The sequence below is a fragment of the Pseudomonas sp. B23(2017) genome, from assembly GCF_002113725.1.
GTDB lineage: Bacteria > Pseudomonadota > Gammaproteobacteria > Pseudomonadales > Pseudomonadaceae > Aquipseudomonas > Aquipseudomonas putida_Z.
The window spans coordinates 715,326-728,676 of record NZ_NEJM01000001.1 but is presented as its reverse complement, the minus strand read 5'-3'; the positions used below and the strand labels follow the sequence as shown (position 1 = coordinate 728,676).

Here is a 13,351-nt window from a genome sequence, read left to right as displayed (position 1 = left end):
GCGCTGGATGGCACGGGCTTCGCCCGTGTTCGCGGGACAAGCCCGCTCCCACAGGTGACGCGCTAGATTTTAGAAATTGAGCAAGACAGTTGCTCCCACAAGGGCCGTGCAATGGCTCAAGCATCAGAACAGCGCCATCTGCCCACCCGGCGGGCAAAACGCCGAACAATCCAGCGCCTGCGCTTCTCGCCCTTCGAACTCCAGCCGCTTCATGGCCTTGGCAAAGCGCTGCGCCAGCAACTCGGCAAACACGCCTTCACCGCGCATGCGTGCACCAAACCGGCTGTCATACAGTTCACCGCCGCGGCTCTGGCGGATCAGGCTCAATACATGCGCCGCCCGCTGCGGGTAATGGTCCTGCAGCCATTGTTCGAACAACGGTGCCACTTCCAGCGGCAGGCGCAACATCATGTAGGCTGCGCTCTGTGCACCTGCCTCCCTCGCCGCCTCCAGCAGCCGCTCCAGTTCGCTGTCGTTGATCATCGGAATCATCGGCGAACACAACACGCCCACCGGCACTCCCGCCTCGCGCAACACGCGGATCGCCCGCAAGCGCGCCTTGGGTGACGCCGCGCGCGGTTCCAGCACCCGTTTCAGGTCATCGTCCAGCGTGGTCAGGCTGATCATCACCCGTACCAGGCGCTGGCGAGCCATCTCGGCCAGCAGGTCGAGGTCGCGCAGCACCAGCGCCCCCTTGGTGACGATGGTCACCGGGTGGCGAAAACGCAGCAGCACTTCGAGCAGGCGCCGGGTCAGCAGTTGTTCACGTTCGATCGGCTGGTACGGATCGGTATTGGAACCCAGGTTGATCGGCGCGCACACGTAACCCGGTTTGCTCAGTTGTTGCGCGAGCACCTCGGCGGCGTTGGTCTTGGCAATCAGCTTGGTCTCGAAATCCAGGCCGGGGGAAAGGTCCCAGTAGGCGTGGGAAGGGCGGGCATAGCAGTAGATGCAACCGTGCTCGCAGCCACGGTAAGGGTTGATGGAGCGGTCGAAGGGCAGGTCGGGCGAGGTGTTGCGGCTGATCACCGACTTGGCCGTCTCTACCCGCACCTCGGTGCCCTGGGTTTGCGGCACCTCCTGGTACCAGCCATCATCCTCCGCCACCGAATGGCTGGGGGCAAAGCGGTTGTGCGGATTGTGCGCCGTGCCACGGCCCTTTTGCGGTGCTGGAGGAATCATGGCCTATCCCGGATACTGTATTCATATACAGTATATTGCCTGCCTGATTCTTTCCAGCACCTCCGGTCAGCGCACGTTCACTTCAGGCCATGCCAACGCAGAAAGGGCAGCTGGCTCGATTGCCGGCCGAGGAACACCTCGATACCTTCACGCAACGGTCGCGATGCCCCTGGGGCAAGCAATGCCTCCTGCAGCGCCTGGCCTGTGGCCCGGTCCAGCAGGCCTTGGGCCTCGAAGCGGGTGAACAGGTCGAAGGCGTGCACGTCCGACCACAGATAGGCGTAGTAACCGGCATCGTAGCCGTTTACCAGATGGTCGAAGGCATGCGCCGGGTGCTCGAAATCGGCCAGGGGCCAGTAGCCACAATGCTCACGGGCATCGCCCAGGCGCTGCTCGAGGGACCGGCCATCGTTCGGCATGCCATGCAGGTCCAGGTCGAACAGCGCCATGCTCAGGTCGCGCGCGGTTTCTTCCACACCTTGCTGCCGCAAGCGGCGCAGGCACTCATCGACCCGGGGCCGGGAAAGCTTGCTGCCATCCTGGAGCGGCGAAGAGATCTCCACCAGGTAATCCGCGTCCCAGACCCAACGTTCGAACAGCTTGCCGAACAGCTCCACGCCATCGGTACCGAGTTCGGTGACATTGGACATCACGTGGTTGGTCGTGCGCACCAGCAAATGGTGCAAGGCATGGCCAAACTCATGGAACAGCTTGCGCAGTGACAGATGGTCCAGCAACGGCTGGCTACCCGGCAGCGCTGCAGGCACGTCGCTGTAGACCACCACCGAGGCTGCCTGGAAGATGCCCTCGGCATCGACCCGGCGGTTGCGAATGTAGGTGGTGAATACCGAGTCAGGTTGCTTGCCGGCATGCTGTACGGCGTCCAGGTACAGGAAACCGATCAAGGCGTTGTCCTGCCACACCTCGAACGGTTGCACGCTGTCATCCCAGGTTGCCAGCGGCTTGGCCAGCAGCGTTACACCAAACAGTTTTTCCGCCAACTGCTGCAATGCGCTGACCACGGCATTCAGCGGGAAATGTTCGCGCAAGGCTTCGGTGGAAAGCACCTCGCGCGACGAGGCCTGCAGGTAGGCAATGTCCCAAGGTTGGACATTCCCCAAACCTTTGGCTGCGGCCTGATGCTGCATATCTGCACGCCACTGCAGCACGGCCGGCCGCACATGGTCGGCCAGGTCATGAAGAAAGCCGCGCACCTGGGCAACCGAACCTGCGCTCTTCATCTGCAGGCTCTGCTCCAGATGGCTGGCAAAGCCGAGCAGGTGGGCCTTTTCTTCCAGCAGCCTCGCCAGTTGCTCCAGGTGCGAGCGATTATCCTGCTGTTGGCCAAGGCCGACGCCTCGGGTGTTATAAGCCCGGTACACGCGCTCGCGCAGCTGCCTGTTGTCAGCATGTTTGAGCACGGCGTCGGTGGTCACGCTTTCACACGCAATCAACCAACCCGGCTCACCCGCCTCCTGTGCCCTTGTAGCCAGCTCGTCACGGATGCGTTGAGGTACACCGCTCAGTTCGGATTCATCCGTGATGCTCAGCCCTGGTCGGTTGATGTTGCTGCGAAACGCCTCCCGCGCAGCGCCAATCTGTTTCAGCAGTTCGGCCAAGCGCAACTTGCCTGCAGGGTCGAGCGATGCACCACTTGAGGCGAACTTGCGCAGATGCCAGCGCAACGTGGCGCGTTTCTGGGCATCCAGCTGCTTGCCGATGTCGCTGTTGGCCAAGCGCTCATACAGGGCCTGCAGTGCGGAGTTGGTGAATTTCTGTTCGAACCGCTCCGTAGCCTTGGCGAAGAAGTCGAAAATGGCACCAGCCCAGGCTTCATCCCGACCAACCAATGGCGAGGCGGCATACAACACCGTCAGAAGCTGACTATCCAGCCCGTCCACCGCCAGCACCATGTCATCCCAGGTTGGCAGTGCCTGCTGGTCGCGGATGATGCGTTCTATGCCTTGCTCGTGCGCCAACAGCACGTGGTCGAAGGCAACTTGCATGTTTTGAAGCGTGATCGACGGATAATCGACGGGGATATGGCTATTTTGCAGAAGGGGGTTGTCCATGGTGCAACACCTTGCTCGTAGAGAAGAGCAGGCGAGCTTGCATGGCCAGCGTGCAGCAGGTGGCCTGACTATCTACCACCCGGGCATGCTGGCCCGGGCACGGCGCCCGGGCGGCACGACGGCTTTATTCAGCCGGTTTCTTCAGCTTCGGGTTGGGGAAGAACTGCACCGTCTGTACCTTGGCCGGCGCGGCTTTCGGTTCCAGATGGTTGACCCGGGTGCCGAGCTCCTTCGGCACCGACAAGCCCTGCTCGTTGAGGGTGTCGGTAAAGCCGCAGGCCACGCACTCGCGGTGCGGTACGCCGTCTTCGTTCCACATCATCAGCTTGTCGGTCTCGCTGCACGCCGGGCATACCGCCCCGGCAATGAAGCGTTTCTTGGTCTTGTTCACGGCTACCTCGCTCATGCTGCAGCGCCCTCGCTCAGGCCACTATGGCGCAGCAAGGCATCGATGGAAGGCTCTCGGCCACGGAAGTCGACGAACAGCTCCATCGGCTCGCGCGAACCACCGCGTGCCAGGATAGCCTCACGGAAGGCACGGCCGGTTTCGGCATTCAGCACGCCTTCTTCCTCGAAGCGCGAGAAGGCGTCGGCCGACAGCACTTCGGCCCACTTGTAGCTGTAGTAGCCCGCGGCATAACCACCAGCGAAGATGTGCGCAAAGCTGTTGGGGAAGCGGTTGTACGCCGGTGGGCGCATGACCGACACCTCGTCGCGTACGCCTTCGAGCACCTGCAGCACGCTGCGGCCGTCGCCATGGGTGGCATGCAGCTCGAAGTCGAACAGCGAGAACTCCAGCTGGCGCACCATCATCATGCCCGACTGGAAGTTTTTCGCCGCCAGCATCTTGTCCAGCAGGTCCTGGGGCAGTGGGGCACCGGTTTCGTAGTGGGCGGAGATCAGTGCCAGGCCTTCCGGCTCCCAGCACCAGTTTTCCATGAACTGGCTCGGCAGTTCGACCGCGTCCCAGGCCACGCCGTTGATGCCGGATACACCGGCATGCTCGATGCGGGTCAGCATGTGGTGCAGGCCGTGGCCGAACTCGTGGAACAAGGTGGTGACTTCATCGTGGGTCAACAGCGCCGGCTTGCCGGGCGCGGCCGGGGTGAAGTTGCACACCAGGTTGGCCACCGGGCTCTGCAACTGGCCAGCGGCTGTGCGGCGACGGTCCCGCGCGCCATCCATCCAGGCGCCGCCACGCTTGTTGGCGCGGGCGTAGAGGTCGAAGAAGAAGCGGCCGACGTGCTGGCCGTTTTCCTTGATCTCGAACAGGCGCACATCCGGGTGCCAGCTGTCGAAGCCCTTGAGTTCGGCGATCTCGATGCCGTACAGGCGCTGCACGATGCTGAACAGGCCACCCAGCACCTTGTCGATCGGGAAGTAGGCGCGCAGGGCCTCCTGCGACACGCTGTAACGCTGCTCGCGCAGCTTCTCGCCGAAGTAGCCGGCGTCCCAACTGGCCAGCTCAGGGCAGCCCTGCTCGGCGGCGTAGGCCTTGAGCTGCTCCAGGTCCTGGGCGGCGAACGGCTTGGAACGCTTGGCCAGGTCACGCAGGAAGCTCAGCACCTGGTCGCTGGACTCGGCCATCTTGGTGGCCAGGCTCAGCTCGGCGTAGTTCTTGTAGCCCAGCAGTTCGGCCAGTTCCTGGCGCAGGCCGAGGATTTCCTGCATCACCGGGCCGTTGTCGAACTGGCCGGCATTCGGGCCCTGGTCCGAGGCGCGAGTGCAGTAGGCGGCGTACAGCTCTTCGCGCAGGGCGCGGTCGCTGGCGTAGGTCATCACCGCGTAGTAGCTGGGGAATTCCAGGGTGATCAGCCAGCCGTCGAGGCCCTTGGCCTGGGCGGCGGCGGCCATCTGCGCCTTGGCCGAGTCGGTCAGGCCGGCCAGCGCGGCTTCGTCGGTAACGTGCTTGGTCCAGGCCTGGGTAGCGTCGAGCAGCTGGTTGGAGAAACGGCTGCCCAGCTCGCTGAGCTTGCTCTGCACTTCGGCGTAGCGTTGCTGTTTATCCGCCGGCAGGTCGATACCCGACAGGCGGAAGTCACGCAGGGCATGCTCGAGGATAGTCTTTTGCGCCACGTCGAAACCGGCGGCCTCGGGGCTGTCGATCAGCGCCTGGTAGGCTTCGAACAGCGCACGGTTCTGGCCCAGTTCGGTAGAGTAGGCGCTCAGCGCTGGCAGGCACGACTCGTAGGCTTCGCGCAGCTGCGCGCTGTTGCACACCGCATTGAGGTGGCTGACCGGGCTCCAGGCGGCGCCCAAGCGGTCGTTCAGTTCGTCCATGGCCAGCACCAGGCCAGCCCAGGTAGGGTTCTTGCCCTGCTTTTCGAGGATCTCGGCAATGGCTTTACGGTTGTCGGCCAGGATCGCTTCGATTGCCGGCAATACGTGTTCGGCACGGATTTGCGAGAAGGGCGGCAGATCGTAGGACTGCAGAAGCGGGTTGTTCGCACTCACGGTTTGGATACCTTGGCAGAAGAAACACTGCCCCATCTTAATTACAATCGACGCCGACCGCAGCAGGCAGCCTGCCTATCGGCACAGATGAGAGACGCTATCATGGCCATCCGAAGCTTCCAGCAACACACTCCGAAAGTTGGGCCCAGGGCCTTCGTCGACCGATCGGCGGTAGTGCTGGGGGACGTGGAAATCGGTGAAGACAGCTCCGTCTGGCCGTTGACCGTGATACGCGGCGACATGCACCGCATCCGCATTGGCGCGCGTACCAGCGTGCAGGACGGCAGCGTGCTGCACATCACCCATGCCGGCCCGTTCAACCCGGACGGCTTCCCGCTGATCATCGGTGACGAAGTGACCATCGGCCACAAGGTCATGCTGCATGGCTGCACCTTGGGCAACCGCATCCTGGTCGGCATGGGCAGCACCATCATGGACGGCGCCATCGTCGAGGACGAAGTGATCATCGGCGCCGGCAGCCTGGTGCCGCCGGGCAAGCGCCTGGTCAGTGGCTACCTGTACATGGGCAGCCCGGTGAAACAGGCCCGGCTGCTGAACGACCAGGAACACGCATTTTTTGCCTACAGCGCCAGTAACTATGTGAAGCTCAAGGACCAGCACTTGGCCGAAGGCTACGATCAACCTGAATGACCGCATTCGCGGGTAAACCCGCTCCCACAGGTACGGCGCCGGCCTCAGGCCCTGTGATATCCCTGTGGGAGCGGGTTTACCCGCGAAGAAGACCACGCAGCATTCAAAGTGGAACCCGCAAATGCACCAGCAAAACATCCTCTTCGACCTCGACGGCACCCTGACCGACCCGCGCCAGGGCATCACCCGCTCGATCCAGTATGCCCTGGCCAAACTGGGCATCGACGAGCCGGACCTCACCCGCCTCGAGCACTTCATCGGCCCACCCCTGCTGCAGGCCTTCATGCAGTTCTACAGCTTCGACGAAGCCAAGGCCTGGGATGCGGTGAACTTCTATCGGGAACGCTTCAGGGTCACCGGCCTGTACGAAAACCTGGTGTTCGAAGGTGTGCCGGAGCTGCTCGAGGCCCTGAACGGCCAGGGTCGCACGCTGTACATCGCCACCTCCAAGCCATGGGAGTTCGCCCGTGAAATCGCCCGGCACTTCGCCTTCGACCACCACTTCAAGGTGATCTACGGCAGTGAACTGGATGGCACGCGCACCAACAAGGTCGAGCTGATTCGCCACCTGCTTGATGAAGAAGGGTTGGACCCGGCGCAGACGCTGATGATCGGCGACCGCAAGCATGACCTGATCGGTGCGCGCAGCAATGGCTTGCAGGCGGTGGCGGTGGGGTACGGGTTTGGTAGCCAGGAAGAACTGGTGGCGGAAGAGCCGGCCTACCACTTTGCTACCTTGGCCGAGATGCATCAGGCTTTCCTCAAGGCTTGATGGCCCTGGGGGCTGCTTTGCAGCCCATCGCGACACAAGGCCGCTCCTACAGGCGATCGCGTATCTTCTGTAGGAGCGGCCTTGCGTCGCGATGGGCCGCAAAGCGGCCCCAAATTCTCACAGGTTCACCATCAACCGCTGCAACGCCACTTTCCTCTCTTCAATCGGCAACCGCCCCAGTTGCTCGACCCGCTGATAAAACCGCGCCCAGTCGCCACCCACCTCACGGAACACCGCCGCAAACGCCGGTACCCACTGGTCATACAGCCCGAAGGGCAGCAACTTGGCATTGCTCATCGGCCCATACATCCAGGCGTCATAGCGCTTGTCACCACCCCACTGGGCATCACGCACTTGCCGGTATTCCCGCCTAAGCCGCTCGAACTCCGCCTGCTTGACCGCCCGCTTCTGCACATCATCCAGAGGCCCGGCATAAATCGCCTGCAACCGCTCGCGGCTGGCCAGCACCAACCGGATGAACTGCTCACGCTGCTGCCCCTGCTCCCCGCCAGAGGCAGCCAGGCCCCGCGCCACGCGCCATTGCCGCGTGCCTTCCTGCTCGACGAATGAGGCAAACGACTCGTTGAACTCGGTGTCGTCCTGCACATAGAAGCGCTGGTGGGCCAACTCATGGAAGATCAGCGTGGCCAGGCGCTCGTCGCTCCAGCCCACCATCGACGACAGGATCGGGTCGTCGAACCAGCCCAGGGTCGAATAAGCCTCCACGCCGCCCACGTATACATCCATGCCGTCCTGGCGCATCAACGCCGCCGCCCCACGCGCCGCGCCTTGCTGGTAATAGCCGCGATAGGCAACACACCCTGCGATCGGGAAGCAGTGCGTCACTGGCTGCAACGACAGCTCGGGGGTGGCGAACACATTCCATACCACGTAGGGCCGGCCAAGGTCGGCGTACACCCGGTAGCTGCGGTTGTCCGGCAGCTTCAGCTGCTGGCTGGCAAATGCCCGCGCCTGCTTGGCGTGCTCCAGGCGCGCGCGCAATTGCGCTGAAGTGGCCGGGTTGGCCACTACCTGATCCACTGGCTGCCGTGCGCGTAGCAGCTGCCACTGGCCCTCGGCCAACTGTCCATAGTAGGCGGCGCTGCTGCAACCGTTCAGCAGGAGCACCGCCAGCAGGGGAACCAAACGGGTGAAAACAAGGTCGAGTGGCCCAGGGCCTGAGCGCTGCATAAGAATAAGTCGAAGCATCCGGGACTGTCTGACTCGCTCAAGGCCGATTCACTCCAAGACTATCTCGCCAAGGGGGAGTTTCGCCATGCGTGCACTGTTGGTCACCGGCTCACTGTTGCTGATATCCGCCTGTTCGACCTTGCCAGACCCGGACCCGAACCAGGCCTGGATCGACCTCACGCCCTACGACAACACCTCGCTGCACGCCGTGCAGGTAGATGAACGCGACTGGGCCGACAGCCGTTACTTCGAAGTACAGCCCGGCAGCCACGAGCTGACCGTGCGCTACCAGTTTCCGGTTACCCCCAGCAATATCGGCCCGGTCGAGGAGCCTTTGTGGCGGGATTGCCAGGTCAAACTGACCTTCAAGGATTTCAGTGCCGGCCAGCGCTACCAGCTGCAGGCTGGCAGCATCGGTTTCCGCCCCTGGATCAAACTCTACGACCATCAGCAAAAACTGGTTGGCCAGGGCTTGCCTGCAGGCTGCCAGCGCACCTGAAACGCACAAACGGCGCTATGCTTGTAGCCTATGAATCGCAAGTGGGAGTCTTGCCATGCGCCAGCCCATGATGCTGATCGCCCTCAGTGCACTGGGGGCTTGCGCCAGCCCCTTGCCGCCCGTCGACCCCAAGCAGGCCTGGGTCGACCTGTACACCATGACTCCCGGCAGGGTGATCATGGCCGACCGCCTCGACGGCAAGCGCTTGGAGGATGGCCGCTACTTCCAGGTGACGCCAGGCAAGCACGAACTGGTAGTGCGCTTCGATTACGAGATATATGGGGGCGGCCTCATGACCCAGCCCAGGGACCGTACCTGCTACCTGACCGTGCGCTTTGACAACTTCAAGGCCGGTGAACGCTATCGCCTGGAGGCACGGGCGCCGGTGATGGAACCGCAGGTGCTGCTGTATGACGGCAGCCGCAAGGTGGTGGTGAACGAGCCTAGCGAGGTGTTCTGCATTCCTTGACCTGGGGCTGCATTGCTCCTACAGGACATACGCGATCCCTGTAGGAGCGGCCTTGTGTCGCGATAGGGCCGCAAAGCGGCCCCCAAAATCCTGAACCTACCGATCATTCTTCTGATAAATGATCTTCTTGGTCCCACCATCGCAGGTCCCGACGACCATGTTCTGGTCCTTGACCTCGCTGTTGGGCACGATCTCCAGGGTATAGGACGAAACACCCTGGGCCTGGATCTTGGCCTCGATCTCGGCTTTGAGCTCCTCGCACGGCTTGACCGCCGCCAACGCAGATGTGGCGACCAGGGAAGCCAACACGGTGATTGCTACGCGAATCATGAAACGGCTCCTGAAAGGGCAGCGTGCTGCCGACGCTGTTTAGACTACAACAAACCGCCCTCATTGCACTGCTTCAACCCACCAGCGCCGCATCCAGGCTGATCTTCGCGTTCAGCACCTTGGACACCGGGCAACCGGCCTTGGCCTTGTCGGCGATCTGCAAGAACTGCGCTTCACTCGCCCCAGGCACCTTGGCCCTGAGCACCAGATGCACCGCCGTAATGGCAAATCCATCAGCTTGCTTGTCGAGTGTCACTTCGGCAGCGGTGTCGATCCTGTCCGGGGTGAACCCCGCTTCGCCCAGCATCATCGACAGTGCCATCGAGAAGCAGCCGGCGTGCGCCGCACCGATCAGCTCCTCCGGGTTGGTCCCGGGCGAGCCCTCGAAACGGGTGTTGAAGCCGTAGGGGTTCTGCTTGAGCGCGCCACTTTCGGTAGAAAGCAGGCCTTTGCCGTCCTTCAGGCCACCTTGCCAGATCGCCGATGCTGTCTTTTTCATGATGCCTCCTGGTCTCGGGTTACATGCTTATGGCTTCAGAGGTCAGCCGCCTACGGCAAGTTCAGAGCAATCGCACGGCAAGCATTGAATCCGTCGAATGTGCCCATACAGAGTTGAAAAGGCCTTTGGCCAAATACCTTTGCGGAGGCTCCATGACGCAGCTGCGTGACCTGAAGATTTCCACCCTCGACCTGGTGCCGGTACGCGCCGACGCCGGCCCGGCGCAGTCGCTGCGCAACTCGCTGGACCTGGCGCAGCACGTCGAGCGCTTTGGCTACAACCGCTTCTGGGTGGCCGAGCACCACAACATGGACGGCATCGCCAGTTCGGCGACTTCGGTGCTGATCGGCTACCTGGCGGGGGGTACCTCGAGCATTCGCGTGGGCTCTGGCGGGGTCATGCTGCCCAACCATGCGCCGCTGGTGATCGCCGAGCAGTTCGGCACCCTGGCCAGCCTGTACCCGGGGCGCATCGACCTGGGGTTGGGCCGCGCGCCGGGTTCCGACCAGATGACCGCCTACGCCCTGCGCCGCGACCGCGCCGGCGGCCCGGATGACTTCCCGGACGATGTCGAGGAACTGTCACGCTACCTCGGCCCGCGTACCGATGATCAAAAAGTGATCGCCGTACCAGGGCACGACACCGACGTACCGATGTGGCTGCTCGGCTCCAGCCTGTTCAGCGCTCAACTGGCCGGCATGCGCGGCATGCCCTACGCCTTCGCCTCGCACTTTGCGCCGCGCTACATGCACGAGGCGATCCGCGTGTACCGCAACCACTTCAAGCCCTCGACCACATTGGACAAGCCGTATGTGATGCTGGGCATCCCCATGGTGGTGGCGGAAACCGACGAAAAGGCCGAGTACCTGGCCACGTCGGTGTACCAGCGCATCCTCGCGCTGATTCGTGGGCAGAGCCTGATGCAGAAGCCGCCGGTGGAAAGCATGGACGGGCTGTGGCTACCCCATGAGCGGGATGCGGTGGGCAGCTTCCTAGGCCTGGCGATGATCGGCAGCCCGCAGAAGGTGCGTGCCAAGGTGGAAGTGCTGCTGGAGCAGACCGGGGCGGATGAGCTGATCTTCACCTGTGATTTGTATGAGCATGCGGACCGTATTCGGTCCTATGAACTGATGGCGCAGGCTCTCAAGACCGCGTGAACTTCTTCGCGGGCTTGCCCGCCCCCACAGGTACAGCGTCGCTCTCAGGCCTGTGATATCCCTGTGGGAGCGGGCGAGCCCGCGAAGAAGCCAGCACATTAGCCGCGCCGGTACACAATCTCCTTGGTACCAGCCTCGCAACTGCCAATCACCTTGCCGGCCGGGTCGCCCTTGTCGACGATCTCCAGCTTGTAGCCGGTAACACCCTTGGCATCCAGCTTGGCCGCAATCTCTGCCTTGAGTTCCTCGCACGGCTTGCCCGCCGCCAGCGCACCACCGGCCAGGGTCATCAGGCCCAGCGCCAGAATCAGTTTGTTCATCACTCGCTTTCCTTGTGCAGATGAAATCAGAAAGGGCGCCCGCCAAGGCGCCCCCTCCCTAAATACCCCATCATGCCGGGCTCATCCAGCCCGGCAGTGTTTCAGCTATTGGCGATACGGAAGCCGACCTTCAGCGTGACCTGGAAGTGCGCCGCCTTGTTGTCACGGATATGGCCGCGGGTATCTATCACTTCGAACCACTCCAGGTGCTTGATGCTCTTGCCGGCTTCGGCCAGGGCATTGTTGATCGCCTCTTCGATGCTGGTGGTCGAAGACCCCACCAGTTCGATCTTCTTGTAGGTGTGATCGGTCATGAGCGCTCTCCTCGGATGATGGTGAGATTGAGCCTAGCAGCGCAGGCCTGGTTTACCTGCGAGCGGTCACCATTGGCGAAAGTTCGATCGCACTTTCCCGCGGGCCCAAGGTCGCAATCCTTACAGTCCATACTGCAAAGGAGAGTCAACATGCACCGCAATTCGCTGCGTAGAACGTCCCTGGAAAGCATGGAAGCGGAGATCGAGAGCCTTCTGAAAAGCCTGGAAAACCTCAAGCATGATGCGTCGGAGGAGTCCCAGAAATCGGTGAAGGCAATCCGCAGCAACGCCGAGAGTGCCCTGCGTCATTCGCGCCACCTGTTGAGCGATGCCTACGAGGAAGTGAAGCACCGCACCCGCCAGACCGGCATCGCCACCCGCGACTATGCCCAGGAACACCCGTACACCACCGCCGGCGTCGCCATTGGCGCGCTAGGCCTGCTGGCGGCGTACCTGATGTGCAAACGCAACTAAGCGCCCTGTCGCGCCAGTTCTGCCCTTAGCCACTGCGCCAACTGCTCGGCGCGCCCGTCCGCGGCGCGCCTGGGCACCCACAGCGCCAATGCCGCAGGGGTAGGTGAAAAGCCCCACGGCGCACTCAAACGGCCCGCCCGCAGGTCATCAGCGACCAGCGGCTGCGGCGCAATCGCCACACCCAACCCGGCCACCGCAGCTTCCAGCAGGTAATACAGGTGCTCGAAAGCCTGGCCATAGTGCAGGGTCGCCGGCTCCAGCCCCTGTTCCAGCGCCCAGGTCGGCCAAGCCTGCGGGCGCGAGGTGGTGTGCAGCAAGGCTTCGCCCAGCAATGCCTTGGCCGGCGCGCCCTGCAAGCGCTCGAAACCGGCGAAATGCGGGCTGAGCACCGGCCCGATGCGCTCCTCGGCCAGCACATGCACCTGCATGTCCGCCGGCCATGGCGGCTCGGCATACACCAGCAGCGCATCCAGCCCTGGCCGCCGCGGGTCCAGGTCGCCTTCACCGGCCGACAGGTGCAGGCGCAGCTCAGGCAAATCCGCCTGCAACCGCCCCAACCGCGGGATGAACCAGCGCGCCAGCAGGCTGCCCGAGCAGCCCAGCACAAACGGCGCCTCGCTGACATCGTGGCTGAGCTCGGCGCACACGCTGCGCAGGCGGTCGAAGGCTTCGCTACTGGCATCGCGCAGGCGTACGCCGGCATCTGTGAGTTTGATGCCACGCCCGTCCTTCACGAACAGCGCTACGCCCAGGTGCTCTTCAAGTACCTTGATCTGCCGGCTGACGGCGCCATGGGTGACGTGCAGCGCTTCGGCCGCCTGGCTGACGCTGTTGAGCCGTGCGGTAGCCTCGAAGGCCCGCAGGGCATTGAGGGGAGGGAGGTCGTAAGCCATTTTACCTGTGAGTTTTTCTGACAAGTTTGCGCAATCTTATCGGTTTTCAGCCGGGCTTGCCGTGGTTAGAGTAA

Annotated in this window: 16 protein-coding genes; 6 read left to right on the top strand and 10 right to left on the bottom strand. The window is 62.9% G+C overall.

The genetic code is table 11. The annotated features are described in order from the left end of the window. Positions 1–123 precede the first annotated feature (123 nt). The 4 genes from CAG46_RS03315 to prlC all read right to left on the bottom strand — a co-directional run bounded on the left by CAG46_RS03315 (position 124) and on the right by prlC (position 5,744). Positions 124–1,182, bottom strand: a complete 1,059-nt coding sequence (locus CAG46_RS03315; protein ID WP_075046853.1) for a PA0069 family radical SAM protein — start codon at positions 1,180–1,182, stop codon at positions 124–126. Between the two features lie 77 nt (positions 1,183–1,259). Further along, positions 1,260–3,254: a M3 family metallopeptidase gene (locus tag CAG46_RS03310; RefSeq protein ID WP_085616068.1), complete on the bottom strand. Its 1,995-nt coding sequence runs from the start codon at positions 3,252–3,254 to the stop codon at positions 1,260–1,262. Between the two features lie 124 nt (positions 3,255–3,378). After that, positions 3,379–3,660: a YheV family putative zinc ribbon protein gene (locus CAG46_RS03305; protein ID WP_013970292.1), complete on the bottom strand. Its 282-nt coding sequence runs from the start codon at positions 3,658–3,660 to the stop codon at positions 3,379–3,381. Further along, the gene (gene prlC, locus CAG46_RS03300; RefSeq protein ID WP_085616066.1) at positions 3,657–5,744 is read right to left on the bottom strand and encodes an oligopeptidase A; all 2,088 of its coding nucleotides are present in this window, start codon (positions 5,742–5,744) and stop codon (positions 3,657–3,659) included. The genes CAG46_RS03305 and prlC overlap by 4 nt, the downstream gene beginning before the upstream one ends. A 66-nt stretch (positions 5,745–5,810) precedes the next feature. On the opposite strand from prlC, the gene CAG46_RS03295 reads away from it, so the two are divergent. Continuing rightward, positions 5,811–6,359 carry a gamma carbonic anhydrase family protein gene (locus CAG46_RS03295; RefSeq protein ID WP_003261048.1) on the top strand — a complete coding sequence of 183 codons (549 nt, stop codon included), beginning with the start codon at positions 5,811–5,813 and terminating at the stop codon, positions 6,357–6,359. A 121-nt stretch (positions 6,360–6,480) separates the two neighbouring features. After that, positions 6,481–7,131, top strand: a complete 651-nt coding sequence (locus CAG46_RS03290; protein ID WP_085616063.1) for an HAD family hydrolase — start codon at positions 6,481–6,483, stop codon at positions 7,129–7,131. Between the two features lie 117 nt (positions 7,132–7,248). On the opposite strand, the gene CAG46_RS03285 is transcribed toward CAG46_RS03290, so the two are convergent. Further along, positions 7,249–8,322 carry an aminopeptidase gene (locus CAG46_RS03285; protein WP_085616061.1) on the bottom strand — a complete coding sequence of 358 codons (1,074 nt, stop codon included), beginning with the start codon at positions 8,320–8,322 and terminating at the stop codon, positions 7,249–7,251. An 85-nt stretch (positions 8,323–8,407) separates the two neighbouring features. Between CAG46_RS03285 and CAG46_RS03280 the strand changes: the two genes are divergently transcribed. Both CAG46_RS03280 and CAG46_RS03275 read left to right on the top strand, forming a co-directional pair. Next, positions 8,408–8,821: a hypothetical protein gene (locus tag CAG46_RS03280; RefSeq protein ID WP_015268455.1), complete on the top strand. Its 414-nt coding sequence runs from the start codon at positions 8,408–8,410 to the stop codon at positions 8,819–8,821. A 55-nt stretch (positions 8,822–8,876) separates the two neighbouring features. After that, complete coding sequence (locus CAG46_RS03275) at positions 8,877–9,290, top strand: hypothetical protein (protein ID WP_013970286.1); 414 nt, start codon at positions 8,877–8,879, stop codon at positions 9,288–9,290. A 96-nt stretch (positions 9,291–9,386) separates the two neighbouring features. Here the strand turns inward: CAG46_RS03275 and CAG46_RS03270 are convergent, their stop codons facing one another. Beyond that, complete coding sequence (locus CAG46_RS03270; protein WP_003261043.1) at positions 9,387–9,620, bottom strand: DUF1161 domain-containing protein; 234 nt, start codon at positions 9,618–9,620, stop codon at positions 9,387–9,389. Positions 9,621–9,693: 73 nt separating this feature from the next. Further along, positions 9,694–10,119, bottom strand: a complete 426-nt coding sequence (locus CAG46_RS03265) for an OsmC family protein (protein ID WP_013970285.1) — start codon at positions 10,117–10,119, stop codon at positions 9,694–9,696. A 152-nt stretch (positions 10,120–10,271) separates the two neighbouring features. Between CAG46_RS03265 and CAG46_RS03260 the strand changes: the two genes are divergently transcribed. Beyond that, positions 10,272–11,276: an LLM class flavin-dependent oxidoreductase gene (locus CAG46_RS03260; RefSeq protein ID WP_085588901.1), complete on the top strand. Its 1,005-nt coding sequence runs from the start codon at positions 10,272–10,274 to the stop codon at positions 11,274–11,276. Between the two features lie 98 nt (positions 11,277–11,374). Here CAG46_RS03260 and CAG46_RS03255 read toward each other — a convergent pair whose 3' ends face one another. After that, entirely contained in the window at positions 11,375–11,596 is a 222-nt protein-coding gene (locus CAG46_RS03255; protein ID WP_003261041.1) for a DUF1161 domain-containing protein, read from the bottom strand. A gap of 101 nt (positions 11,597–11,697) precedes the next feature. Next, positions 11,698–11,910: a dodecin gene (locus tag CAG46_RS03250; RefSeq protein ID WP_085616059.1), complete on the bottom strand. Its 213-nt coding sequence runs from the start codon at positions 11,908–11,910 to the stop codon at positions 11,698–11,700. A gap of 150 nt (positions 11,911–12,060) precedes the next feature. Between CAG46_RS03250 and CAG46_RS03245 the strand changes: the two genes are divergently transcribed. Further along, on the top strand, positions 12,061–12,384 hold the full coding sequence (locus tag CAG46_RS03245; RefSeq protein WP_003261039.1) for a YqjD family protein: 324 nt from the start codon (positions 12,061–12,063) through the stop codon (positions 12,382–12,384). On the opposite strand, the gene CAG46_RS03240 is transcribed toward CAG46_RS03245, so the two are convergent. Next, on the bottom strand, positions 12,381–13,277 hold the full coding sequence (locus CAG46_RS03240; RefSeq protein WP_085616057.1) for a LysR family transcriptional regulator: 897 nt from the start codon (positions 13,275–13,277) through the stop codon (positions 12,381–12,383). The genes CAG46_RS03245 and CAG46_RS03240 overlap by 4 nt on opposite strands. Between the last annotated feature and the right edge of the window lie 74 nt (positions 13,278–13,351).

Coding starts and splice junctions, on each gene's coding strand:
- CAG46_RS03260 (WP_085588901.1), top strand. CDS start 10,272: ATGACGCAGCTGCGTGACCTGAAGATTTCCACCCTCGACCTGGTGCCG.
- CAG46_RS03255 (WP_003261041.1), bottom strand. CDS start 11,596: ATGAACAAACTGATTCTGGCGCTGGGCCTGATGACCCTGGCCGGTGGT.
- CAG46_RS03265 (WP_013970285.1), bottom strand. CDS start 10,119: ATGAAAAAGACAGCATCGGCGATCTGGCAAGGTGGCCTGAAGGACGGC.
- CAG46_RS03275 (WP_013970286.1), top strand. CDS start 8,877: ATGCGCCAGCCCATGATGCTGATCGCCCTCAGTGCACTGGGGGCTTGC.
- CAG46_RS03295 (WP_003261048.1), top strand. CDS start 5,811: ATGGCCATCCGAAGCTTCCAGCAACACACTCCGAAAGTTGGGCCCAGG.
- CAG46_RS03250 (WP_085616059.1), bottom strand. CDS start 11,910: ATGACCGATCACACCTACAAGAAGATCGAACTGGTGGGGTCTTCGACC.
- CAG46_RS03270 (WP_003261043.1), bottom strand. CDS start 9,620: ATGATTCGCGTAGCAATCACCGTGTTGGCTTCCCTGGTCGCCACATCT.
- CAG46_RS03285 (WP_085616061.1), bottom strand. CDS start 8,322: ATGCAGCGCTCAGGCCCTGGGCCACTCGACCTTGTTTTCACCCGTTTG.
- prlC (WP_085616066.1), bottom strand. CDS start 5,744: ATGGGGCAGTGTTTCTTCTGCCAAGGTATCCAAACCGTGAGTGCGAAC.
- CAG46_RS03305 (WP_013970292.1), bottom strand. CDS start 3,660: ATGAGCGAGGTAGCCGTGAACAAGACCAAGAAACGCTTCATTGCCGGG.
- CAG46_RS03315 (WP_075046853.1), bottom strand. CDS start 1,182: ATGATTCCTCCAGCACCGCAAAAGGGCCGTGGCACGGCGCACAATCCG.
- CAG46_RS03245 (WP_003261039.1), top strand. CDS start 12,061: ATGCACCGCAATTCGCTGCGTAGAACGTCCCTGGAAAGCATGGAAGCG.
- CAG46_RS03310 (WP_085616068.1), bottom strand. CDS start 3,254: ATGGACAACCCCCTTCTGCAAAATAGCCATATCCCCGTCGATTATCCG.
- CAG46_RS03280 (WP_015268455.1), top strand. CDS start 8,408: ATGCGTGCACTGTTGGTCACCGGCTCACTGTTGCTGATATCCGCCTGT.
- CAG46_RS03240 (WP_085616057.1), bottom strand. CDS start 13,277: ATGGCTTACGACCTCCCTCCCCTCAATGCCCTGCGGGCCTTCGAGGCT.
- CAG46_RS03290 (WP_085616063.1), top strand. CDS start 6,481: ATGCACCAGCAAAACATCCTCTTCGACCTCGACGGCACCCTGACCGAC.